At 60.0% G+C, this 23,444-nt stretch carries 15 protein-coding genes; 6 read left to right on the forward strand and 9 right to left on the reverse strand.

The annotated features are described in order from the left end of the window. Positions 1–55 precede the first annotated feature (55 nt). The 8 genes from ADB08_RS08370 to ADB08_RS08405 form a co-directional block, all read right to left on the reverse strand. Positions 56–1,405: a DUF445 domain-containing protein gene (locus tag ADB08_RS08370; protein WP_049172371.1), complete on the reverse strand. Its 1,350-nt coding sequence runs from the start codon at positions 1,403–1,405 to the stop codon at positions 56–58. A 190-nt stretch (positions 1,406–1,595) separates the two neighbouring features. Next, on the reverse strand, positions 1,596–1,994 hold the full coding sequence (locus ADB08_RS08375) for a hypothetical protein (RefSeq protein ID WP_049172374.1): 399 nt from the start codon (positions 1,992–1,994) through the stop codon (positions 1,596–1,598). Positions 1,995–2,034: 40 nt separating this feature from the next. Beyond that, a complete protein-coding gene (locus tag ADB08_RS08380; RefSeq protein WP_016421966.1) occupies positions 2,035–2,784 on the reverse strand; it encodes a succinate dehydrogenase/fumarate reductase iron-sulfur subunit in 750 nt (249 codons plus the stop codon). Then, complete coding sequence (locus ADB08_RS08385) at positions 2,784–4,802, reverse strand: fumarate reductase/succinate dehydrogenase flavoprotein subunit (protein WP_049172376.1); 2,019 nt, start codon at positions 4,800–4,802, stop codon at positions 2,784–2,786. The genes ADB08_RS08380 and ADB08_RS08385 overlap by 1 nt, the downstream gene beginning before the upstream one ends. 19 nt (positions 4,803–4,821) lie before the next feature. Then, positions 4,822–5,562, reverse strand: coding sequence for a succinate dehydrogenase cytochrome b subunit (locus tag ADB08_RS08390; RefSeq protein WP_049172378.1), 741 nt, complete (start codon positions 5,560–5,562; stop codon positions 4,822–4,824). Between the two features lie 416 nt (positions 5,563–5,978). Next, the gene (locus tag ADB08_RS08395; protein WP_049172380.1) at positions 5,979–8,594 is read right to left on the reverse strand and encodes a glycoside hydrolase family 65 protein; all 2,616 of its coding nucleotides are present in this window, start codon (positions 8,592–8,594) and stop codon (positions 5,979–5,981) included. 15 nt (positions 8,595–8,609) lie between these two features. Beyond that, positions 8,610–9,383, reverse strand: coding sequence for an HAD family hydrolase (locus tag ADB08_RS08400; protein WP_172620228.1), 774 nt, complete (start codon positions 9,381–9,383; stop codon positions 8,610–8,612). 258 nt (positions 9,384–9,641) lie between these two features. Continuing rightward, entirely contained in the window at positions 9,642–11,852 is a 2,211-nt protein-coding gene (locus tag ADB08_RS08405; protein ID WP_048732321.1) for a malate synthase G, read from the reverse strand. Between the two features lie 1,016 nt (positions 11,853–12,868). Here ADB08_RS08405 and aceA point away from each other — a divergent pair. Further along, positions 12,869–14,161 carry an isocitrate lyase gene (gene aceA / locus ADB08_RS08410; protein ID WP_016421960.1) on the forward strand — a complete coding sequence of 431 codons (1,293 nt, stop codon included), beginning with the start codon at positions 12,869–12,871 and terminating at the stop codon, positions 14,159–14,161. A 214-nt stretch (positions 14,162–14,375) separates the two neighbouring features. Continuing rightward, on the forward strand, positions 14,376–15,800 hold the full coding sequence (gene ramB, locus ADB08_RS08415) for an acetate metabolism transcriptional regulator RamB (RefSeq protein WP_038629316.1): 1,425 nt from the start codon (positions 14,376–14,378) through the stop codon (positions 15,798–15,800). Positions 15,801–16,016: 216 nt separating this feature from the next. Here the strand turns inward: ramB and lpdA are convergent, their stop codons facing one another. Next, positions 16,017–17,432, reverse strand: a complete 1,416-nt coding sequence (gene lpdA / locus ADB08_RS08420; RefSeq protein WP_049172413.1) for a dihydrolipoyl dehydrogenase — start codon at positions 17,430–17,432, stop codon at positions 16,017–16,019. An 82-nt stretch (positions 17,433–17,514) separates the two neighbouring features. On the opposite strand from lpdA, the gene ADB08_RS08425 reads away from it, so the two are divergent. The 4 genes from ADB08_RS08425 (at position 17,515) to ADB08_RS08440 (ending at position 23,444) form a co-directional block, all read left to right on the forward strand. Then, entirely contained in the window at positions 17,515–19,689 is a 2,175-nt protein-coding gene (locus ADB08_RS08425; RefSeq protein WP_080971505.1) for a prolyl oligopeptidase family serine peptidase, read from the forward strand. Between the two features lie 10 nt (positions 19,690–19,699). Beyond that, the gene (locus ADB08_RS08430) at positions 19,700–21,160 is read left to right on the forward strand and encodes a M1 family metallopeptidase (protein ID WP_049172382.1); all 1,461 of its coding nucleotides are present in this window, start codon (positions 19,700–19,702) and stop codon (positions 21,158–21,160) included. A gap of 18 nt (positions 21,161–21,178) precedes the next feature. Further along, positions 21,179–22,540 (forward strand): lipopolysaccharide biosynthesis protein, encoded by a 1,362-nt coding sequence (locus tag ADB08_RS08435; RefSeq protein ID WP_049172385.1) that lies wholly within the window; start codon positions 21,179–21,181, stop codon positions 22,538–22,540. An 82-nt stretch (positions 22,541–22,622) separates the two neighbouring features. Further along, the gene (locus tag ADB08_RS08440; RefSeq protein WP_049172388.1) at positions 22,623–23,444 is read left to right on the forward strand and encodes a glycosyltransferase; all 822 of its coding nucleotides are present in this window, start codon (positions 22,623–22,625) and stop codon (positions 23,442–23,444) included.

A 23,444-nucleotide genomic window follows, 5' to 3' on the forward strand; every position in this document is an offset into this window, starting at 1 on the left:
GATGCATTGCTTTTTACATGCTAACGCACACGGTCTGATGTGCTGGGTTGTGCTGCTAAATAGCCCCAAACACCAAGGTCGACAGGGTGTAAATAGCCAAACCGGCCAGTGATCCGACAACAGTGCCGTTAACGCGAATGAACTGCAGATCGCGACCGACCATCAGTTCAATCTTGTCGGAAGCCTCATCGGCGTCCCAACGCTCGACGGTCTCGGAAATGATCGAGGTAATCTCGCCCGCGTAGTTCTCAGCGATGAAGACGACAGCCGCTTCCAGACGGCGGTCCATTCGTTTGCGCAACTCAGGATCGGACTGAATCCGCTCGCCGTAGCGGGCGGCCGTTTCCGAGACCTTCCGACGGAGCAGGGAGTCCGGGTCGCGGACAGCGTCGACAAGCTTTGCGGATGTCGATGCCCAAATCTTCGCCGGTGCCTGTGTGACGGCGGCGGACGAAAGAATGTCAGTCTTAATCTCTTCGACCTTGGCGATGGTCTTCTCGTCGTTCTGCAAATCAACGGCGAGCTGCGTGAGGAAGCGGTGGAGCGCCAAGCGCGCGTCGTGCTTAGGGTCATGCTGCACCTGCCAGGTCCAGTCAACCAGCTCGCGATAGACCTTGTCGCCGATGAGATCGTTGACAAAGCTCGGCGCCCAGGATGGGGCACGCTCTCCGACGAGACGGTCGATAAGATTCTGCGAGCCCAGCGACTTCCGGTGCAGCCACTCAGCCATCTGCTGGACAATAGGCTCGGTGCGCCCCTCTTCGATGAGCTGCTCGAGAACCTTACCCGCTGGTGGCCCCCACTCCGGGGCTGCAACTTCGTCGATGACTGCTGACTTCAGCACTGCGGCGGCATCGTCAGGATTAATCGCCTCCAGCACATTTCCGGTGAACTTACCGACCTCTGCGGACACTTTGTCGGCGTTTCCCGGCGCTACCAGCCATTCGCCGATACGCTCAGGAATCTCGGCCTTACGCACCTTGTCCACAATCAAAGCGGGGTTCAGGAAGTTATCACCGACGAACTGCGCCAGGGACTCACCGACTTGGTCCTTCTTGCGGCGGACGATAGCGGTGTGTGGGATAGGAATGCCGAGCGGGTGGCGGAACAGGGCTACGACTGCGAACCAGTCGGCGAGGGCACCGACCATGCCGGCCTCAGAAGCAGCGCGAACGTAGCCCACCCACGCGGGCACAACTTCGCCTGCGGATAGGTGTGAAGACTCAATACCGCGGCATGTGAAATACACAGCGGTTGCGATGACCAGCAGCATCGTAGCGAAGGCCTTGGCCTTACGCAGTTGCGCACGTTTTTCCGATTCAACCTCAGGTGATGGCCCGGGAACTTCGAGACGGTCCGAGACCGAATCGACAGCTGCCGGGAGCTTAGCGGGGTTGTTATCCATGTGTATAGATTAGGCGCCGAAAACGCGAAAATGCCACCGCGCCGCAGTCCGCTGTTGGTGAGAGAAGTACTTCTCAGTACTTCCCTACCTCAGCACACTGTGCACGGTGGCATCAACTGTGGAGGTGCTAGTTCAAAAGGCTAGCGTTGCATCCGACTAGAGGCGAGCCCCTTTAAACTGGGGCAAGCCTTTAGTGGTGAGTGCCGAATTCCTTTCGGTAAGCCTTGTAGTCACGACGACCGATGGAGATGCAGGCCACACCCGCAATAACCATAACCAGTGCGACTACCAGGCCAGCCCACATGAACACGCTGCCGTCGAAGTTCCAACCACCGGTGTAGTCGGTGTAGTTGGCGGCATCCTTAGCCAGGAAACCATTGCTGTGAGAGGCAGCAGTCTGGTCGGCAAAAACGGTCGTTGCGAGACCGAAAATGAAGGTACCCCAAGCCGCCAGAGAGGCGAGCATGAGTCCCATGCCAATCCAGGTAATGCTCTTGTGAAGCGAGGAGTATTCGGCATTCATGCTCTGAGGCACGTAACCGTCGACGAAGTGCTCTTCGCCCTGGTAACGCTTGACTGCATTCGCCATAATCTATGTCCCTTCTGGAAAACTCTAATCGAGAAAGAGTTTAGTCGTCCTTACCGCGGAAGAACGAACGAGCTCGTTCCTTGGTAACGGCGGCAACCGCAGTCAGCGGGATACCGGCCGGGCAGACGTCAGCACATTCACCATAGAGGGAGCACGGACCGAAGGTGCCTTCGACCTCGTCAACCATCTTGCGGGCACGCTTGCCACGCTCTTCCTTACCCAGCGGGACCAGGGAGAGGTGAACCAGCTTTGCGCCGGTGAACAGATGTGCAGCACCGTTCGGGCAAGCTGCGACACAAGCACCACAGCCGATGCAGGCTGCGTGGTCAAGTGCGAACTCAGCGGTCTCGTGGTTCAGGTGCAGAGTATCTGCATCCGGAGCGGTACCAGCGTTGATGGAGACGTAGCCACCCTGCTCGAGGACACGGTCCAGAGCGGAGCGGTCAACGACCATGTCCTTGATGACCGGGTATGCGGCGGAGCGCATCGGCTCGATCTTCAGGGTGTCACCATCGCTGAACTGGTGCAGACGCTGCTGACAGGTCGGGGTGTTCTGGCCCGGGCCGTGCGGACGACCGTTGACGTTCAGACCACAGGTACCACAGATACCCTCACGGCAGTCAGATGCGAACGCGAACGGCTCCTTGCCGGACTCGACGTACTTGGAGTTGACGTGGTCAAGCAGCTCCAGGATCGACATCTCTGCGACGGCGTCGTCAACGTCAACGGATTCAAAGTGTCCCTCGACGTTCGGACCTGCTTGGCGCCAGATTTCAAGGTGCAGTTTCATTACTTGTAGTTCCTTGTCATGAGCGGGACGGCTTCGAAGGTGAGCGGCTCGGCGTGGCGAATGAATTCGTGACCGGACAGATCCCATGCAGGACCATTGTTGCCTCGCTCCCATGCGGAAACGAAGCACCAGTTAGCGTCATCGCGCTCTGCCTCGCCATCTTCGGAGATGTGGTCATCGCGGTAGTGAGCACCGCAGGACTCATCGCGGTCGAGGGCGTCGACACACATGAGCTCACCGAGGTCGATGTAGTCAGCAACACGGTTAGCGTACTCGAGCTGCTGGTTCATCTCATTCGGCTCACCCGGGATAAACAGGTCAGACCAGAATGCCTTACGCAGTTCGCGGATCTCCTCGATACCGCGAGCCAGGTCTTCCTTGTTACGGGCCACACCACAGTCGCGGTAGAGAATCTCACCGAGCTGGCGGTGGAAGTACTCAGCACCGTGCTTACCCTGGATGCTCATCAGCTTGTCCAGGCGAGCCTGAGCGCGGTCCAGTGCTTCCTTGGCCTCCGGGGCATCCTCAGCCAGGCGGTCGGTACCGAGCAGCGGGCCAAGGTAGTTCGGAATGGTGAACGGCAGGGTGAACCAACCGTCGACCGAACCGGACAGCAGGGAGTTTGCACCCAGGCGGTTTGCACCGTGGTAGGTCCAGGATGCCTCGCCACCGGTGAACAGACCCGGGATGGAGGTCATCTGGTTGAAGTCAGACCACAGACCACCCATGGTGAAGTGGCAGGTCGGAGCAATGCGCATCGGAACCTTGTACGGGTCCTCACCGATTGCCTCTTCGTACATCTGAATCAGGTTCGAGTAGCGTTCCTTGATGACCGGCTGGCCCAGGCGCTCAATTGCGTCACGCAGATCCAGGTAGACGGAGTTCTTCAGCGGACCAACACCGTAGCCGGCGTTAATCTGCTGAGAGTTGGCACGGGAAGCGACGTCACGCGGGACGAGGTTACCGAATGCCGGGTAGCGACGCTCCAGGAAGTAGTCGCGCTCGTCCTCCGGGATGTCGTTGGCCGGGCGCTCGTCGCCCTTCTTCTTCGGGGTCCAAATACGTGCGTCGTTACGCAGCGACTCGGACATCAGAATGGTCTTCGACTGCCAGTGCGCGTTGACCGGAAGACCGGTCGGGTGGAACTGGATGAAGGACGGGGATGCGAAGTAAGCACCCTGGTCGTATGCACGCATGATGGCCGAAGCGTTGGAGTTCTTGGCCAGCGTGGACATGTGGTAGACGTTGCCGTAACCGCCGGTAGCCAGAATAACTGCGTGAGCAGTGTGAACGGTCAGCTCACCATTGATGAGGTTACGCATGATGGCACCCTGGCAACGGCCGTCGGCGACGATGATGTCAACCAGCTCGTTGTGGGTGAAGATCTCGACGTTGCCGAGACCAATCTGGCGCTGCAGAGCCGAGGTAGTCGACAGCTGCAGCTGCTGACCCGTCTGACCACGGGTGTAGTACGTACGGGAGACCTGCACACCACCGAAGGAACGGGTTGCCAGGGTACCGCCGTACTCGCGAGCGAACGGAGCACCAATTGCATTCAGGTGGTCGATGACGCGGACGGACTCTACAGCCAGACGCCAGCAGTCGTTCTCGCGGCAGCGGTAGTCGCCGCCCTTAACGGTGTCCTTGACGTGGCGGTAAGCGCCGTCGTTGTCGACCTTCTTACCGCGAGCGGAGTTGACACCACCCTGTGCAGCAATGGAGTGCGCACGGCGCGGAGCGTCGTGGTAGGTGAAAACCTGCACGTCGTAACCGAGCTCGCCGAGGGCAGCAGCGGCAGCGCCACCAGCCAGGCCGGTACCGACGACCATGACGCGGAACTTACGACGGTTCAGCGGCGAAACCAGGTTGGCGTGATCCTTCTGGTACTGCCAGTGGTCCTTCATGGAGACCTTGTCACCCGGGGAGTTATCGGACAGAACCTTGCCGATCTTGACCCCGTCGACAACGCTTTCCGGCGCGCGGAAGTCCGCAGCGGCGGTTGCTTCAGTGTTAGTCATAGTAAATTTCCTCCTCGACCTACGAGACCAGACCGGTCAGGACGGCGACTGGGATGAAGATGTTGCCGACAACAACCAGCAGCGGCAGCAGGCCGGACAGGAACAGCAGAACCTTGCGCCAGCGCTTACCGGTGATACCGAGGTCGGAAGTAGCAGTCCACAGACCGTGGGACAGGTGCAGCAGCAGAGCGAGCTGCGCAATGATGTACCAAACAACAACACCCGGACGCGAGAAGGACGCAACCACGTTCTGGTACGCCTCACCGTGCTCGAAAGAAGACGGAGCAACGCCAGCACCGATGGTCAGGTCCAGCAGGTGGAAGATGATGAAAGCCAGCAGTACGATGCCGGTGATCACCATCGAACGTGCAGTAAAGGTGTTCCAGCTGGACACCATGCCCTGACGGCGGAACTTGCCGCGGGACTGCTTAGCACGTGCAGCCAGGGTGAGGCCACCGAAAATGTGCAGGACAATAGCTACCAGCAGGACAATGCGGAAAACCCACAAAATGCCCTCGTTCGGAACTGCCGGAGCACCGACAGTGCGCAGGAAGGTCGCGTATGCGTTGAAGTCTTCCGCGCCAGCGAAAATTTTCAGGTTACCCAGCATGTGGACAATAACGAAGAGGCCAAACAGCACGCCAGTGACGGCCATGGTCAGCTTCAGAGCCCATGAGGGGTATTTAGGCTGCTCGCGCAGCGGTTCTACATTAATTTTGCCGTGCGCGATTGCGTCACGGTTTGAACTTTTAACAGTCATGGCACCTCCAGTGTCATATTCACTCTAAAGTCACACAGCGCCTGGTAAACATTTTTCCCCCTTTTGGGTGGGGATTTTCACAGGTTACCTAGGTCTTTTCTCCGCCTTTTCTCAGGTTATCGCATTTTAGCCACTTCTGATGTCGTCGCTGTATAAATCCTCTTCCCCACCATAAAAACGCCCCTACCCCGACTTTTGCCGATTTTTTACCTGCCCAAACCAGCTAATAACGCAACATAAATAGCACGAAAATAAAAAACCGCCCACTTTTCTCAGGTGGACGGTTTTAATACTCAATAATTATGTTGCGAAATTCTTTATTTTTACCCCTGCCGAATTCCCCAAAGAACCCAAACAGCCACCCCCAACAGGCAATCCCCCCCCCATTGGCACCGTGTACAGCCGAAGCCGTCCGACTAATCCTCGCTCTGATCCGAGTTCGCCATCACCACGGTCAACGGCTCCGGACCAACGATCACCTCATGGCCCGCGACCATAATCGGTCCAACCTGGTGGTCGCCCTCCTCCAGGACGACTTCCACCGTGCGGCCACGCACCGTCACCCGGATACGACAACCATGAATAGTGACTCGGTACGTCAGACCACTCCAGTCTTCCGGCAGACGCGGATCGATACTGTAGCGGCCATCGTGGTCGCGGAAACCACCGAAGCCATAGACCAGGGACTGCCACACTCCACCGGCAGATGCGACGTGGACACCATCGGCAGCGTTGCCATGCAAGTTCGCCAGGTCCACATAGAGTCCGCGGAGGAAAAAGTCCATTGCCTGCTCCTGCAAGCCCAACTCGGCCGCAACAATGGACTGCACAACGGCGGACAGCGAGGAATCACCAGTGGTGAGCGGATCGTAATACATGTAGTCTGCGCGCTTTTGTTCCGTCGTAAAGCGATTGCCCATGAGGAACAGTGCGAGGACGACGTCCGCCTGCTTAATGACCTGGTGACGGTAAATCGTCAGCGGGTGGTAATGCAGCAGCAGCGGGCGCAGCGGGCCAACTTCGGGATCGTCGAGATTCCAGCGCTTACGCAGCAGGAACTGGTCATCCTGAGGGTGAATGCCGAGCTTCTCATCGAACGGGATGTACATCGCCTCAGCAGCCTGCTCCCATTCTTCAACCTCTCGCTCGGTGAGGTCGAAGCGGTTGGTCAGTTCGCGATAGGCAGCAGGGCGATCACGCTTCATCTGCTTGACGACGTCCGCAGCAACCCGCAGGTTATACTGCGCCATCACGTTGGTGTACAGGTTGTTGTTCACCACGGTGTTGTACTCATCCGGACCGGTGACGCTGTGAATTTGGAACTCTCGCTGTTCGGCATCGAAGAAGCCCAGCGACATCCAAAACCTGGCCGTGCCGAGCAGCAGATCCGTGCCCTCCTTGAGCAGGAACTCCTCATCGCCGGAGGCATAGACGTACTTCATCATCGCGTACACGATGTCCGCATCGATGTGGTACTGCGCCGTGCCGGCCTCAAAGTAGGCCGAGGACTCCTGACCATTGATAGTGCGCCACGGGAAGAGGGCACCGTCGTGCGCCAGTTCGTCGGCACGCGCCCACGCGGCTTCGAGCATGTCCCAGCGGAAACGCATGGCATTGCGCGAGAATTGCGGCGACGTATAGGTAAGGAATGGGGTCACGTAGATTTCCGTGTCCCAGAAGTAGTGGCCGCCGTAGCCGGTGCCGGTCATTCCCTTGGCCGGGACGCCTTGGAATTCGGCGCGGGCGGCGGCCTGGATAATCTGCCAAATGTTCCAGCGCACTGCCTGCTGAATCTCCGGCTGATTGTAAATGACCACGTCAGAGCGCTCCCAGAAGCGTTCGAGCCACTCCTCCTGGTTCTCCATCAGCCCCAGCATGCCGATGCGACCGACGCGGTTCAGGGTGCGTTCACAGCGGAATGCCAGCTCTTCAGCACGCACCTTACGGGAGGAGTGGTACGCGACCAGCTTCTCCAGGCGTATGACAGTGCCGACTGGCGCATCCAGGTTGAACAGGGAGCTGGCCACATCCGGCTCGGTCGACTGCGAAATCTCTACGAACGGCTCCGTACCGTCGGGAGTGCGGACAGTAAAGGTGTGGTCCATGGAGGTAGCCACGGTCATACCGGAGTTCGCGCAGCGGTAGCCCAGCGTCGAGCGCTGCCCGTGCGCCGATTCCGACTGAAATGCCGGAATGAGAACGCGGTCTTCCAGCGCCTCGGCGCGACGGGGATCCAGTTCAGTGCCCTGCGCCTTGGCGGCATCGTGGTATTCGTCCTCGCCGTCCTGGCGGTTGAGGATCTGCGAGTTAATCATCACCGCAGCATCCGCATCCAGCAGCTCGACTTCCAGACTCATCGCGGCGACATGCTTTTCCTGGAAAGACACCATGCGCTCAGAGGTGACGCGAACGCGCTTGCCACCCGGGGTGCGCCAAATGAACCGACGACGCAGCACACCCTCGCGGAAATCCAGGCTACGTTCGTAGTCGCTGACCTCAGCATTGCCGAGACGCAGGGGCTCATCGTCAATGTAGAGACGCATTGCCTTGGCGTCCGGAGCATTGGCAATCGTCTGCCCCTGACGGGCTAGGCCGTAGGCGTCCTCGGCGTGCCTAATCGGCCAGGTCTCATGCAGACCGTTGATATAAGTGCCGTGCTCACTGGAGTCACGGCCCTCCGGCGGGTTGCCACGCATGCCGATGTACCCGTTCGACAGCGCAAACAGCGTCTCGCCCAAACCGAGCGGGAGGCCGTTCGGCTTCGTCTCAATCAGACGCCACTCATCGACCGGAGTGATGTCTCGGTCCATGAGTCCCTCGGCATTTACAAGGTGGTGGTGCTTATCCGCACGATCCGCCGGGAAGTTACGACGCTGCTTACGACGAACTGGGGACACCGTCTCCTCCTGTTTTTCAGCCTCTGCGGTCTCCGCGTCGTGACCCTGCCCCTGCGGAATCACACGCTCGGTCTCGTCGACTGCTGCCGTGGTCGAATCGTTGGCCATGATGCCTTCCGGTTTTGTCTCAGCCATTTGTCACGAGCCAGCCTAGACGAGTGCCGCCAAGTCACTGACCACAACGTCGGCGCCCGCTCGGCGCAGCGCTTCCGCACCAGCACCGCGGTCAACACCAATGACCAGACCAAATGCGCCGGCTGCACCCGCTTGCACACCACTGATGGCATCCTCGACCACCACAGCATCGCGCGGCGCCACCCCCAGATTCTTCGCCGCGTACACGAAAGTATCGGCGGCTGGCTTACCCGGCAGGTTGTTCTCATGCGCCACCACGCCGTCAACAATCTCCACGAACCGCTCACGCAGCCCAGCGGCCGTCAGCACCGGCACCGCGTTCTTCGACGAGCTAACCACCGCCAACTGCGGTTTTTCGCTTGCCGACGAGTCCCTCGCGCCCTGTAACTCGTCGAGCAGCGCAACCGACCCCGGGTAGGCCTCAATTCCCCTCTCGACTCGCGCCAAGAAGTCATCATTTTTGCGCTTCCCGAGTCCCACAATCGTCTCGTCTTTCGCTGTGTCCTCATCGCTACCGTGTGGCAGCGAAATGCCGCGAGATTCCAGGATTGCTGCGATGCCCTCATCGCGGCGGCGGCCATCGAGGTAGGTGAAGTAGTCCTCCTCTGTGTAGGCCGAGACACCCTTGTGCTCGAAGTAGTCGCTAAACATGTCCGCCCACGCCTGCTCGTGCACATCGGCGGTAGGGGTAATCACTCCGTCGAGGTCAAAGAGGATTGCGCCCGCGCTATGGAGGAATTCTTTGGCCTTGGCGAGGTTGGTAGCACTGTCAGTCGTGGAATTAGTCATGGGGGGTCGCAGCTCCTTGGACGTTGCAGACTGCATTTTCTCAATTAACTTCCCAATCAACGCTAGCAACGTTGCCCCTGCCCCGCTTGCGAACCCGGGTATCTCGAATCTGAGAATCATGGTGCGCTTCCCCCAAAAACAAAACTGCCGGCGCGCATGCGGAATTGGCATCAGAGGTTAGCCAATACCACCTACACACCGGCAGTATGGATATCTATTTTGTTATTTCAGGCTCGGCAGCCGCAGCCCGACCAAGAATTAATCCTGGTCGATGCCCTCGCGCTTCTTGAACTCCAGGCGACGGCGGTGCAGGATCGGCTCGGTGTAACCGGACGGCTGGTTCACACCATCGAGGATGAGCTCCTTGGCGGCCTGGAAACCAATGGACTTGTCGAAGTCCGGAGCCATCGGCAGGTATGCCTCATCGCCCTCGTTCTGGCGGTCAACGACCTCGGCCATGCGCTCCAGCGAATCGATGATCTGTTCCTCGGTGACAACACCGTGCAGCAGCCAGTTAGCCAGAGTCTGGGAGGAAATACGCAGGGTAGCGCGGTCCTCCATCAGGTCAACATCGTTGATGTCCGGCACCTTGGAGCAGCCAACACCCTGCTCAACCCAGCGGATAACGTAGCCCAGGATGGACTGGCAGTTGTTGTCCAGCTCGTTGGCCTTGTCCTCATCGGACCAGTCAGCGCCCGGCTCGCCAGCCTTAGCTGCCGCTACCGGGATGGTGAGCAGGTCACCGAAGGTGTCACGGCGACCGTCGGTAAGCAGCTTGTCCTGAACACCGAAGACGTCAACCTCGTGGTAGTGGGTAGCGTGCAGCACACCACCGGTCGGGGACGGAACCCACGCGGTGGACGCACCCTGCTTCGGCTGACCAATCTTCTGCTCCAGCAGCTCGGCCATCTGCTCGGTCATGGCCCACATGCCCTTACCAATCTGAGCCTTGCCCTGCAGGCCGTGTGCCAGACCGGAGTCGACGTTGTTGTCCTCGTAAGCCAGCATCCACGGAGCGGTCTTCTGAACAGCCTTGCGGAACATCGGACCAGCCTGGATGGAGGTGTGGATCTCATCACCAGTGCGGTCCATGAAGCCGGTGTTAATGAAGACGACACGCTCGGAAACAGCCTTGATGGCGGCGTCCAGGTTGACGGAGGTACGACGCTCCTCGTCCATCAGGCCGACCTTCAGGGTGTTGTGCGGCAGACCCAGCAGCTTCTCAACGTCTGCGAACAGCTCGTTGGTGAAAGCAGCCTCATCCGGGCCGTGCTGCTTCGGCTTCACGATGTAGATGGAGCCGGTACGGGAGTTCTTACGTGCGTTGTCCTGATCCAGGCCCGGGATTGCACACACAGCGGTGACGACGGCATCCATGATGCCCTCGAAAATCTCCTCGCCGTCGCGGTCGAGGATGGCCGGGTTCTGCATCAGGTGGCCGACGTTACGGACCAGGTTCAGGGAACGACCGTGCAGGGTGACCTCGGAACCGTCAAGAGCGGTGTAGGTGCGGTCGTCGTTGATGGTACGGGACAGCTTCTTGCCGCCACGGGTGAACTCGACTGCGAGGTCACCGACGTTCAGGCCCAGCCAGTTGGTGTAACCCAGGGTCTTGTCTGCAGCGTCGACTGCGGCGACAGAGTCCTCGAGGTCCATGATGTTGGTGACAGCGGCTTCCAGGATGATGTCCTTGACGCCAGCCTTGTCGGTCTTGCCAACCGGGGACTCCGGGTCAATCAGCAGCTGGATGTGCAGACCGTTGTGCTTGAAGTAAATGGACTCCGGCGCGTCCTTGTCACCGGTGTAGCCGACCAGGGTCTCCGGCTCGCGCAGACCGGAGGTAGCGCCGCCTTCCAGGGTTGCCTGCAGGTGACCGTCGACGATGTCGTAAGAGGTGACGTCCGCGTGGGAACCGTCGACCAGCGGCAGAGCCTTGTCCAGGAAGTTACGACCCCATGCGATAACGCGGTCACCGCGGACCTTGTTGTAGCCCGGGGTGTCCTTCTCCGCACCGCCATCTTCAGGAATAGCGTTGGTGCCGTACAGCGCGTCGTAAAGCGAGCCCCAGCGTGCGTTCGCAGCGTTGATGGCGAAACGGGCGTTGAGGACCGGCACAACCAGCTGCGGGCCAGCGGTGGAAGTGATCTCGGTGTCGACGTTAGCGGTAGTGACCTGGAAGTCACCCGGGTTGTCAACGAGGTAGCCAATTTCCTTCAGGAATGCGACGTACTCATCCTGATTCTGCTCGCCCGGGTGTTCCTTGTACCAAGCGTCGAGCTTTTCCTGCAGCTCATCGCGCTTGGCCAGCAGCTCGCGGTTGCGCGGAGTGTACTTAGCGACAATGTCACCGAAGCCGTTCCAGAACGCGTCCTTGTCCTCAATGCCGGCGGCGGGGAGTGCGGTGTCATTAACGAAGTCGTAAAGAACCTTCGCGACCTGCATTCCACCTGCCGAAATACGCTGTGCCATTGCTCTCCTCAAAACTATTGATTGCAATTTGCCCATCCAGCCACGGCCACGTCAGCGGCTCACACTGGATGCGTTGTTCCCCTACTGTATGTGATTCGGCGCACTTATGAACCGTCTTTTTCCATAACCGCCAACCGCCAGCCCGGTATAGCGCCGCTCACATTTGCCATTTCATTCGCTTTACGACGAGCACCCTGCGAACAGACCCCACCCCTCCCCAATGACCATTCGGGCATTCAGTCCTGACGCCACAACCAGCCCTCCCCCACCCGCATTGACTGCAGCATCCCCGGCACTCTTTCCTCCAGCCACAGAACACCACACACAATGGGAAAGTGTCGCGCCTCACAGACATTTACTATTGCGACCTGCATATCAACGGCCAGCGACCAATCACGTCGCTACAGCCTCCGCCTTCAAACCAGACCATAAAAGCGAGATGACAACCGAGACCCTGGCCACTACCCAGGGATGCTCCGGCGGGGTACTGACGGTGTAACGGCAGTGTATTTAGAAGCCCGTTTCCACCTTTACGGCCGTAATTTCGGGGGTAGCGAAACACCCCCTAAACCCCAAACACTGTTAACGGCCAGCTTTGATAAATACCAAAATATAAATCACCCCAAAGCGGGGGGAACATTATTCGCGAGTCCGCCATAGGGAAATAACAGTACAAATGTACCGGCCGGTCACAGGCGAAAATTGTTAAAGCCAAGCTACACATCACAATGTTTGCAATCTTCACAAGTGTTATCCGTATTACATACTTGAATTCACATCGGAAGCTGCTTGACGAACGTAGCGCTATGCCCCAAAATGTGAGACATGGCACGCGGAAGCGGACATTGTTTTTGTTCGCGTGTTTGTGTGCAGGGGTACAGCACTTTGCTAGCGCCCCCTGCATTCACGTGACACCGCGGTCACTATCGGGTCAGCCTGTAGATCGGTTCTGTCGGAATTGTTCTTAAGTCAGCACCCGGAGTTCAAAAAGCAAGCAAAAGGAAGTGACTCCGTTTATGTCTAACGTTGGTAAGGCACGTACCGCCGCCGAAATCCAGAAGGATTGGGACGAGAACCCGCGCTGGGAAGGTATCACCCGCGACTACACCGCTGAGCAGGTTGCTGAGCTCCAGGGCTCCGTCGTCGAGGAGAACACCCTCGCTCGCCGCGGCGCTGAGATCCTGTGGGAAGGCGTCAACGTTAAGGACGACTCCTACATCAACGCTCTGGGCGCGCTGACCGGTAACATGGCCGTTCAGCAGGCTCGCGCTGGCCTGAAGGCTGTCTACCTCTCCGGTTGGCAGGTTGCTGGTGACGCTAACCTCTCCGGCCACACCTACCCGGACCAGTCTCTGTACCCGGCCAACTCCGTGCCGAACGTCGTTCGTCGCATCAACAACGCTCTGCTCCGCGCAGACGAGATCGCTCGCATCGAGGGCGACGACTCCGTCGACAACTGGCTGCTCCCGATCGTCGCTGACGGTGAGGCTGGCTTCGGTGGCGCTCTGAACGTCTACGAGCTGCAGAAGGCTATGATCAACGCTGGTGCCGCTGGTACCCACTGGGAGGACCAGCTCGCTTCTGAGAAGAAGTGTGGCCACCTGGGCGGCAAGGTCCTGATCCCGACCCAGCAGCACATCCGCACCCTGACCTCTGCTCGCCTGGCTGCTGACGTCTCCAACACCCCGACCGTCATCATCGCCCGCACCGACGCTGAGGCCGCTACCCTCATCACCTCCGATGTTGATGAGCGCGACCAGAAGTTCATCACCGGTGACCGCACCTCCGAGGGCTTCTACCACGTCCAGAACGGCCTGGAGCCGTGCATCGAGCGTGCAAAGTCCTACGCTCCGTACGCTGACATGATCTGGATGGAGACCGGTACTCCGGACCTCGAGCTGGCTAAGAAGTTCGCTGAGGGCGTCAAGGCTGAGTACCCGGACCAGCTCCTGGCTTACAACTGCTCCCCGTCCTTCAACTGGTCCGCTCACCTCGAGAAGGACGAGATCGCCAAGTTCCAGAACGAGCTGGGCAAGATGGGCTTCAAGTTCCAGTTCATCACCCTGGCTGGCTTCCACGCCCTGAACTACGGCATGTTCGACCTGGCTTACGGCTACGCTCGCGAGCAGATGTCCGCATTCGTCGACCTGCAGAACCGCGAGTTCGAGGCTGCCGAGAAGCGCGGCTTCACCGCTGTCAAGCACCAGCGCGAGGTTGGCGCTGGCTACTTCGACCGCATCGCCACCACCGTCGACCCGAACTCCTCCACCACCGCCCTGAAGGGCTCCACCGAGGAGGGTCAGTTCTAAGTCACTCGGCTTAGGGCTTAGGTCAAGGACCTAACTTCAACACCCAGCGAGGGTTGCACTTGCAGCCCTCGCTGGGTGTTTTTGTGTGTTCATCGACATGTCGACTCCGGGCCGTCGTGAAGCGTGCCTGAGAACCTCAGCACCTACACACGTAAGCAAAGGTTGCAACGGTTTTCTACACAAGTTCAGCAAAGCCCGCGATATGCTGGGCAGTATGTCGAAAACCTATGTCGGATCCCGCCTCCGCCAGCTACGCCGCGAGCGCGACCTCAGCCAGGCTGCGCTCGCACAGGCGTTGGGCCTCTCGGCTAGTTACGTCAACCAGATTGAGCACGACGTCCGCCCGCTGACTGTGCCCGTGCTGCTCCGCATCACGGACACATTCGGCGTTGACGCGACTTTCTTCTCCCGCGATGACGATTCTCGCCTCCTCGCTGAGGTTCAGGACGTGGTGATGGACAAGGAGATCGCTAAGTCCCCCATGGACCTGCAGGAGATCTCGGAAATGGTTCGCGACCACCCTGATATCGCCCGCATCATGGTGGATATCCACCGCCGCTACCGCAACGTCACAGACAAACTCTCTCTGGCCACCGAGGAGCGCAACTTCGGCAACAGCACCGACACCGCCTCCGGCTCACAGGCGCTGACCATGCCACATGAGGAGGTCCGCGACTACTTCTATGCCCGCCAGAACTACATCGCTTCGGTCGACACCGCCGCCGAGGAGCTGGCTCGCGAGCTGCGCATCACCGACGAGACCACCGATGTGGTCTCTGTGCTGGCCGACAGGCTGTCCAACGACCATGGGATTCGGATTGCGCTGGAATCGTCGTTAGGCGATGTGCAGCACAGCCTTGATCGGCGGACGAAGACGCTCTACCTCGCGCGGCACCTCTCGCCGGGGCAGCGGGCCTTCCGCATGGCCACGGAGCTGGGGTTTTTGGAGCAGGGCGAGACCATTTCCGAGGCTGTCGCGTCCGGGCATTTCATGTCGGAGGAGTCGCGGAAGCTGGCGCAGCGCGGAGTCGCGACGTACTACGCGGCGGCGCTTATTCTGCCGTATGAGTCGTTCCATGCGATGGCTGAGTCGAAACGCTACGACATCGAGCTGTTGTCGCGCACTTACGGCGTGGGCTACGAGACCATCTGCCACCGACTGTCCACGATGCAACGCCCCAGCTTGCGCGGTATCCCGTGGACATTCGTGCGCGTCGACCGCGCGGGCAACATGTCCAAACGTCAATCCGCCACGGGCTTCCACTTCACGCATTCGGGCGGTACCTGCCCGTTGTGGAACGTCTACGAGACTTTCTCCTATCCCGGCAAAGTCATGCGGCAGGTCGCGCTCATGCCGGATGGTCGGCCGTACATGTGGATCTCGCGGACCGTGGAGCATCACGCGGCACGTTTCGGCAAGCCAGGTAAGGTTTTTGCCATCGGTTTGGGCTGCGAGGCCCGTCACGCTGAGCGCACCGTGTACGCCGATGGTCTCGATCTCGCGGACCTCGACGCCGCCACTCCGATCGGTGCTGGCTGCAGGGTCTGCTCCCGCGAGGCCTGTCCGCAGCGCGCGTTCCCGCCGATCCATCGCGATATCGACATCAACATGCACCGCTCCACCGTCTCGCCGTACTAGTTCGCTTTACGACGGGTGCAGGGCCGGCCTGTTTGCGGGGGGGGCTTGGTTCGCGCAGGATGCCCCAAAAAAGGAAGACCCCAAAAAGAAAGTGCTTAAGTTTATGACACTTTCGCACCGATTTTCACGGTCAAACTGTCATAAACTTAAGCACTAACTCGTATCTGCCTGAGCCAGGACCAGCGAAGGCTGGCCCTAGGCCAAAGCCACAACCTCTTACAGGTTAATCATCTTGCCCATAACGCCCTCGGCTGCTTCCTTCATAGCCTCGGACATGGTCGGGTGAATGTGAACGGCGCGGCCGATTTCCTCAGTGGTCAGCTCGTACTTCTCAGCCAGAACCAGCTGCGGCATGAGCTCGGAAACGTTGGCGCCCACCATGTGACCACCCAGCAGCTCGCCGTACTCAGCATCTGCAATGAGCTTCACGAAACCAGCCGGCTCCGCCAGACCCTGGGCCTTACCGTTTGCAGAGAACGGGAAGGTGGAGACCTTAATCTCGCGGCCGTTCTCCTCTGCCCACTTCTTGGCCTGCGCCTCGGTCTTACCGAAGGAACCAACCTGCGGGTTACAGAAGGTTGCGCGCGGCATCATGTTGTAGTCCGGGATGGTCTCGGTCTCGTGTCCCGCCATGTGCTCAGCTGCGATAACGCCCTGTGCCTCAGCGACGTGTGCCAGCTGCAGCTTCATGGTGACGTCACCGATGGCGTAGATGTTGTCGACGTTGGTGCGCATGTACTCGTCGATGACAATCTCGCCGCGCTCGCCCAGCTCAACACCGGCCTCGTCCAGGCCGATGCCCTCGGTGCGCGGTGCGAAGCCGATGGAGACCATAACGCGGTCGACGGTCAGAGTCTGCTCGTCGCCGCCATCCTTGGCCTCGACCTTGACCTCAACCGAGTCACCATTGTCCACGATGGAGGTGGTCTTGTGCCCGGTCATGAGCTTGACGCCCAGCTTCTTGTATTCCTTGGCAATAACCTTGGAGACGTCTGCGTCCTCGTTCGGCAGAACGTTGTCCATGAACTCGACGATGGTGACGTCCACGCCGTAGTTAGCCAAGACGTATGCGAACTCCATACCGATGGCGCCAGCGCCGACGATAACCATGGAGTCCGGCAGCTCGTCGGAGAGAATCTGCTCTTCGTAGGAAACGATGTTGCCGCCGACCTCAACGCCCGGCAGAGAACGGACGACAGAGCCGGTTGCAATAATCGCCTTGTCGAAGGTAATTTCCTTGCCCTTGTCATCGCCATCAGTGATGGCCATGGAGGTCGGGCCAGTGAATTCACCGAAACCGTTGATTTCGGTGATCTTGTTCTTCTTCATCAGGAAATGAACACCCTTGACGATGCCCGCGGACACCTTGCGCGAACGCGCGTGTGCGGCACCGAAGTCAAAGGAGACATCGCCGGAGATACCGAAGGTCTTAGCCTCATGGTTGAAAATGTGCGCCACCTCGGCGTTCTTCAACAGAGACTTGGATGGAATACAGCCAACGTTGAGGCAGACACCGCCCCAGTATTGCTTCTCCACCACAGCGGTCTTCAGCCCCAGCTGGGATGCACGGATTGCTGCGACGTATCCGCCAGGACCGCCGCCGAGTACTACAAGATCAAAATGTTCAGCCACGTGCACAAGTCTACGCACGACTTGCCTTTACTTCACGCGCGAGTCCCGGTTTTACCTACTGCTGTCGGCTACGGTGGTGGGCATGGGCACCGACACGGACACCGACTTGGGCAACAATTTCTCCTTCCTCTCCACTGACCTTGTCCCCGATTGGCTGGACGATATCGACGGCTCCCAGGCGCTGACGTGGGCTCGCGCGCAGTCGGAGGCCACCGTCGCAGGCGTCGATTCGCTTGCCGACGACACCAGCGACCGCACCAACCTGGAACAACGCATCCTGACTGCGCTCAACACCGATGCCCGGATCGCATACCCGGCGCGGCGCGGCGAGTACCTCTATAACTTCTGGCGGGATGCCGAGCATCCGCGGGGTCTGTGGCGGCGCACCTCGTTGCAGAGCTATCTGGCTGGCCAGGAAGATCCGCAGGCGACCGAGTGGGAAGTGCTGGTTGACCTCGATGAGCTGGCGAAAGCCGAGGGAGAAAACTGGGTCTGGAAGGGCACGGTGTGCCGTTATCCGGATTACGACCGCGCGTTAATTCTGCTCTCTCGCGGCGGCGCCGATGCCACCGTGGTGCGGGAGTTTGACCTCGTCAACTGCACTTTTGTCGAGGATGAGCCGTTCTACCTCCCGGAGGCGAAGTCCGATGTCTGTTGGTTGGACCGTGACGAGATTCTCGTTGGCAGTGATTTTGGTCCGGGGTCACTGACGGATTCGGGCTACCCTCGGCAGGTACGTAGGTGGCGGCGCGGCACGCCGTCGTCAAGCGCGGATGTGATTTTCTCGGGCCACAGTGATGATGTGGCCGTGGGCGGCTGGTTCGACGCGACGGAGGGTTTCGAGCGGCTGTTTGTCGAGCGTGCGCATGATTTTTATAATTCGCAGCGGTTCGTGGCAGCGGAGCGTTCGGGCAAGTTGGCGGCGCAGCAGAATGGGGACTTTTCGCTGCAGATTCTGGAGGTGCCGCAGGACTGCCGGACGAGTGTCCATAGGCAGTGGCTGGTGCTGATGCCGCGCACGGACTTCAACGGCATTCCGGCTGGTGGCGTGGCTGTTGTGGAGCTAGAAAAGTGGCTGGCAGGCTCGCGTGAGGTGGAGGTGATTTTCACCCCGGATGCGCACACGTCGTTCCAGCAGCTCGCATGGACGAAGAACTTCCTGGTGCTGACGCTGTTGGAGGATGTCGCGACGAAGTTGGTTGTCTTGCGCGAGGCCTCATGGGAGCCGGTGGAGGCCTTCGGCGAGTTACCTGCGCAGGCCACTGTGAGCGTGATTGATACGACCTCTGAACGCGATGATGAGATCTGGTTGGTGTCGACCTCGGCAACGCAGCCGGCAACCCTCTGGTACGGGCAAGTCGGCAGCCCGCTCACGGAAGTGCGGCGTGCTCCGGCGCTCTTCGACAGTGAGGGGTTGGAGACACGCCAGCACTGGGCGACCTCGGCCGATGGCACGCGCATTCCGTATCGCATCACCGGCCGCTTCGGCGCGGAGGCGGGCGCTGATACAGGTGATGGCACAGGCGCGGAGACAACCACAGACGCACCCACTCCGAACCCAGCCCCTACCCTCGTGCACGCCTACGGCGGTTTCGAGGTCTCACTGGTCCCGCAGTACTCGGCGATTCGTGGCCTGACCTGGCTCGAGCGGGGCGGGTACTTCGTGGAGGCCAACCTGCGTGGCGGTGGCGAATTCGGCCCGACCTGGCACTCCTCGGTGGTCAAGACTGAGCGGATGAGGGTCTATGAGGATCATCAGGCCGTGCTGCGCGACCTGGTTGAACGCGGCTACTGCACGCGCGAGCAGCTGGGCGTGCGCGGTGGTTCCAACGGCGGGCTGCTGACCGCTGTCTGCCTAACCTCCTACCCGGAGTTGGTGGGCGCAGTGGTGTCCCAGGTGCCACTGGCGGACATGATGCGCTATCACAAGCTGTCCGCGGGAGCCTCCTGGATGGCCGAATATGGAAACCCGGACGACCCCACCGAGCGGGCTGCGATTGCGCAGTATTCGCCGGTCCAGCGCGTCGTCAAGCGAGAGCAGCGCGCCTACCCACCAGCGTTGATTACGACGTCTACCAGGGATGACCGTGTCCACCCGGCACATGCGAGGAGCCTGGCGTGGCTGCTGGAGGAAGCGGGACAGCCGGTGGATTATCACGAAAATACCGAAGGAGGCCACGCCGGTGCGGCGGATAATTCGCAGGTCGCGTTCGTCGAGGCACTCATATCTACGTGGCTGTGGAACAAGCTCAAGTAAGGTAACAGCCGTGAGTAGCGCTGATTTCAATAATCCTTATACCGGTATTGCGTTCAACCTGGGTTTCCGGGTGAACAAATACGAGCTGGACCTCGATTATCGGGTCGGGCCGAATCGTCTGAAGGCGACGGCGACTCTGCATATCGAAATCAATGCTTGGACCTCACACATCACGCTCGACTTTGCGGATGCGCTGGGGGCCGATTCGGTGGATGCGATTTCCGATTCGCAGGCACACTCAATCGATGTAAAGCGCTGGCGCCATTCGGGACGCAAGCTGCGCGTCACCTTTGACCGCGAGTTGGCTCCCGACGAAACGCTGCGGCTGATTGTCACTTACTCGGGCACGCCACGTCCGGTGCGCTCGAAGTGGGGCGAAATTGGCTGGGAGGAACTGGAAAACGGCGCACTCGTGGCATCGCAGCCGGTGGGCGCGGCGTCGTGGTACCCCTGCGATGACGATCCCGAGGTCAAGGCGTTCTACGAGTTCACGATGGTCACCGACGCTCCCTACGAGGTCGTCGCACCAGGGCTTGCCGACGCTCCGGTGAACGTGGGCGGATCGCGCCGCCGCTGGCGGTTTGTCACCGAGGAGCCCATGGCCTCCTACTTGGCCACCATCAATGTCGGCCAGTTTAAGAAGGTGGAGCTGCCGTGCCAGACCTCGACCGTAGTGGCCTGGGTGCCCTCTGAGTTGGTGGCAAATGCCCGCCACGACTTCCGCGACCAGGGACGCATGCTCGATGAATTCGCCAAGCTCTTTGGCCCTTACCCCTTCCGTGCCTACCAGGTGGTCATTTGTGAAGACGACCTGGAGATCCCCATCGAGGCACAGGGTCTGTCCATCTTCGGAGCCAACCACGCCGACGGCAAGGACACGTGGAATCGACTGATTGCCCACGAGTTGTCGCACCAGTGGTTCGGCAACAGTGTCGGCATTTCGCAGTGGCGCGATATCTGGCTCAACGAGGGTTTTGCCTGCTATTCCGAGTGGGTGTGGTCCGAGGTCAGCGGCGGTGCCAGCGCGGATGTGCACGCCCGCAAGCACTACCTGGACCTGCTTGAAGATGATCAGGACATCGTCATCGCCAACCCAGGGCCCAAGCTGATGTTCGACGACCGTCTGTACAAGCGCGGCGCGCTGACTGTGCACGCTCTGCGTCTGCTGCTGGGAGACAAGGTGTTCTTCGACCTGGTGCGCAAGTGGACCACCACCAACCGCCACAGTGTGGTCGATGCAGTGGACTTCCGCGCACTGGCCAACCGCGTATGCCGTGAGCGTGGCATCACCACCTCGCACCTGGATGTCATCTTTGACTCCTGGCTGTCACGCAGCTCCTTGCCGGACTTCCCCACCGACCCAACGCGTTCCCCTGCTGACCAGGGCATCGACGATAATGGTGCTCCAATCGTGGACGAGGAACTGGCCGCTCAGTTTGAAAAGCTCGGCTACTCGAAGGCCAAGGACTAGAGAGCTAGAGGCACGTCAATGTCCGGTTTCAAATGGTTGTCGCTGGCCACGATTGTCGCGGCGCTAGGCAGCTTCGCGGTGCTGATTATCTCGGCCCGCGCACTCCCCAATGCGGTAAACCTGCAGTTCGTGGCGTTCTGGGGGCTTTTCTTCGCGCTCACGGGTGTTCTCGGCGGGCTGATGCAGGAGACCACGCGCGCAATCGGCGCTGCGGAATCGCGAGGGCGGGATCGGGATCGAGAGCAGGGGCAGAGCCAGGAGCAGGAAGCCTCGGAAGCGGGTCAAACTCTCGGTGCTCGTCCCATCACAGTGTCCCTGGGCGTCGCCGCAGTTACTTTCGTCACCATGGCAGTGACGGGTCCGCTGTGGGCCCCACTGGTCGTGCAGGATGACGCCGGCACTGCAATTCTGCTCATGGCTTTTGGTCTGGCGCTGTACTCTATGCAGGCCACCACCTCGGGTCTGCTCAGCGGCCGCCAACTGTGGGGCCCTTACGCCGCGCTAATCATGATTGACATTCTCGTGCGCGTGGCTCTGGCACTCATCGCCTGGTACTTCGGCTGGGGCCTGCTGGCGTGGCTGATTATCACGGTCTTCGGCACTGTCAGTTGGCTTATTCTCGCGCTGTTTTCCCCGGCAACCCGCTCGGTCATGTTCGCGCGTGCCGACGTCCCGGTGCGCCGCTTCATCACTCTCATGGTCACGGCCATGGGCGCATCCGGCGCATCTGCTGTGCTGGTCACAGGCTTTCCGACAATCGTCAAGATTGCCGGCGAAGCGGTCACCACTGGCGCAGGGATAGCCGAGTCGCTGACCCCGCCGCATGCCAACAACTTCACCGCAGCGGTGACCATTGCGGGTATCGCCTACGCCGTAACGCTGACGCGCGCTCCGCTGCTCATGCCCTTGGAGAAGTTCCAAAACGCCATCATTGTGAGCTTTGTCCGGCACCGCTCCGAGGGCGTGCTGGCAGCGCTGGCCAAGCCGTTGGGAGCGCTGGCTGCTTTCGGCACCTTCGGGGCAGGCTTGGCATGGCTCATCGGCCCGTGGATCATGACTCTCATCCTGGACGATAGCTATCACGTGTCCGGGCCGGTGCTCGCAGCGCTGACGCTCGGCGCGACCTTGACCGCCATGTTGATGATTACCGGCTCGGTCACATTGGCAGTGGAAAAGCACCATATGTATCTGATCGGTTGGTTGGCTGCGACCACGATCGCCGTTGCTATTCTTTTCCTTCCTGGGCACCTGTCGGTACGCACGGTCGCGGCTATCGCCGTAGGCTCTGCAGTAGGTGTTGTCATTCACCTGCTTGCGCTGCGCAAACTTTCCCCACGTGCTGCCAGGTCAGCCGTATCGGAGGCTTTTGCGGTGGAATAACACCACCCACATCCAATGCCGTCCCCCCCCCCAAAAAAAAACCGTCCACATCCCCCTGCAACTCCCAAGGTTCGAGACTCACATGTCCACCATCACTAACCTCACGGTTCTCATGACCGTCTACCACCGCGTCGTCCCCGACCAGCTCGATGCTGCGCTGCAGTCGCTGTGGAACCAGACGCGTCCGGCCGCGCACGTCATTGTGGTCATCGATGGCCCGATCGAGCAGGAACTCGACCGGGTCGTCGTCAAGCATGAGCAGGCGCATTCGGAGATGACCGTGCTGCGGTGTGCGGAAAATGGCGGCTCGGGAGTGGCTTCGCAGGCGGGTCTTCAGTTGGTGGAAACGCCATGGGTGGCGCGGCTGGATGCGGACGATATTGCGCGTGCGGACCGCTTTGAAAAGCAGTGGGACGTGCTGACCGCTAATCCGGAGTTGGATGTGCTGGGCAGTGCAATGGCGGAGTTCGAGGGCACGCCGGACAATGTGGTGCGTGTGCGGACCCTGCCGCAGACGCACGCCGAGATTGCGCGTTATATCAAGATCAATTCGCCCGTGAATAACCCCTCCTCGATGCTGCGAACGGCGAAGGTGCGTGAGGTCGGTGGGTATCGCGACATCCGTCTGATGGAGGACTACGACCTCTGGGTGCGCCTCATGGCCGCCGGCGCGAAGTTTGAGAATCTGCCCGAGCCGCTGGTGTACTTCCGCGCCGACGGCATGTTCGAGCGGCGAACCTCGCGCGGCATCATCCGCGGTGAACGTCAGCTCCAGCGCACGCTGGTAGCTGAGGGGCTGATTTCCAGGCCGCGGGCGGTGTTTAACTTGGCGGTGCGGACACTTTTCCGACTTTTGCCAACTCAGCTCATGTCACGCGCGTATCGACGATTGTTTGTGCGGTAG

Origin of the sequence: Corynebacterium sp. 239_CJEI (assembly GCF_001055995.1) — a bacterium.
Classification (GTDB): Bacteria; Actinomycetota; Actinomycetes; order Mycobacteriales; family Mycobacteriaceae; genus Corynebacterium; species Corynebacterium jeikeium_D.

Coding starts and splice junctions, on each gene's coding strand:
- ADB08_RS08370 (WP_049172371.1), bottom strand. CDS start 1,405: ATGGATAACAACCCCGCTAAGCTCCCGGCAGCTGTCGATTCGGTCTCG.
- ADB08_RS08375 (WP_049172374.1), bottom strand. CDS start 1,994: ATGGCGAATGCAGTCAAGCGTTACCAGGGCGAAGAGCACTTCGTCGAC.
- ADB08_RS08380 (WP_016421966.1), bottom strand. CDS start 2,784: ATGAAACTGCACCTTGAAATCTGGCGCCAAGCAGGTCCGAACGTCGAG.
- ADB08_RS08385 (WP_049172376.1), bottom strand. CDS start 4,802: ATGACTAACACTGAAGCAACCGCCGCTGCGGACTTCCGCGCGCCGGAA.
- ADB08_RS08390 (WP_049172378.1), bottom strand. CDS start 5,562: ATGACTGTTAAAAGTTCAAACCGTGACGCAATCGCGCACGGCAAAATT.
- ADB08_RS08395 (WP_049172380.1), bottom strand. CDS start 8,594: ATGGCTGAGACAAAACCGGAAGGCATCATGGCCAACGATTCGACCACG.
- ADB08_RS08400 (WP_172620228.1), bottom strand. CDS start 9,383: ATGACTAATTCCACGACTGACAGTGCTACCAACCTCGCCAAGGCCAAA.
- ADB08_RS08405 (WP_048732321.1), bottom strand. CDS start 11,852: ATGGCACAGCGTATTTCGGCAGGTGGAATGCAGGTCGCGAAGGTTCTT.
- aceA (WP_016421960.1), top strand. CDS start 12,869: ATGTCTAACGTTGGTAAGGCACGTACCGCCGCCGAAATCCAGAAGGAT.
- ramB (WP_038629316.1), top strand. CDS start 14,376: ATGTCGAAAACCTATGTCGGATCCCGCCTCCGCCAGCTACGCCGCGAG.
- ADB08_RS08425 (WP_080971505.1), top strand. CDS start 17,515: ATGGGCACCGACACGGACACCGACTTGGGCAACAATTTCTCCTTCCTC.
- ADB08_RS08435 (WP_049172385.1), top strand. CDS start 21,179: ATGTCCGGTTTCAAATGGTTGTCGCTGGCCACGATTGTCGCGGCGCTA.
- ADB08_RS08440 (WP_049172388.1), top strand. CDS start 22,623: ATGTCCACCATCACTAACCTCACGGTTCTCATGACCGTCTACCACCGC.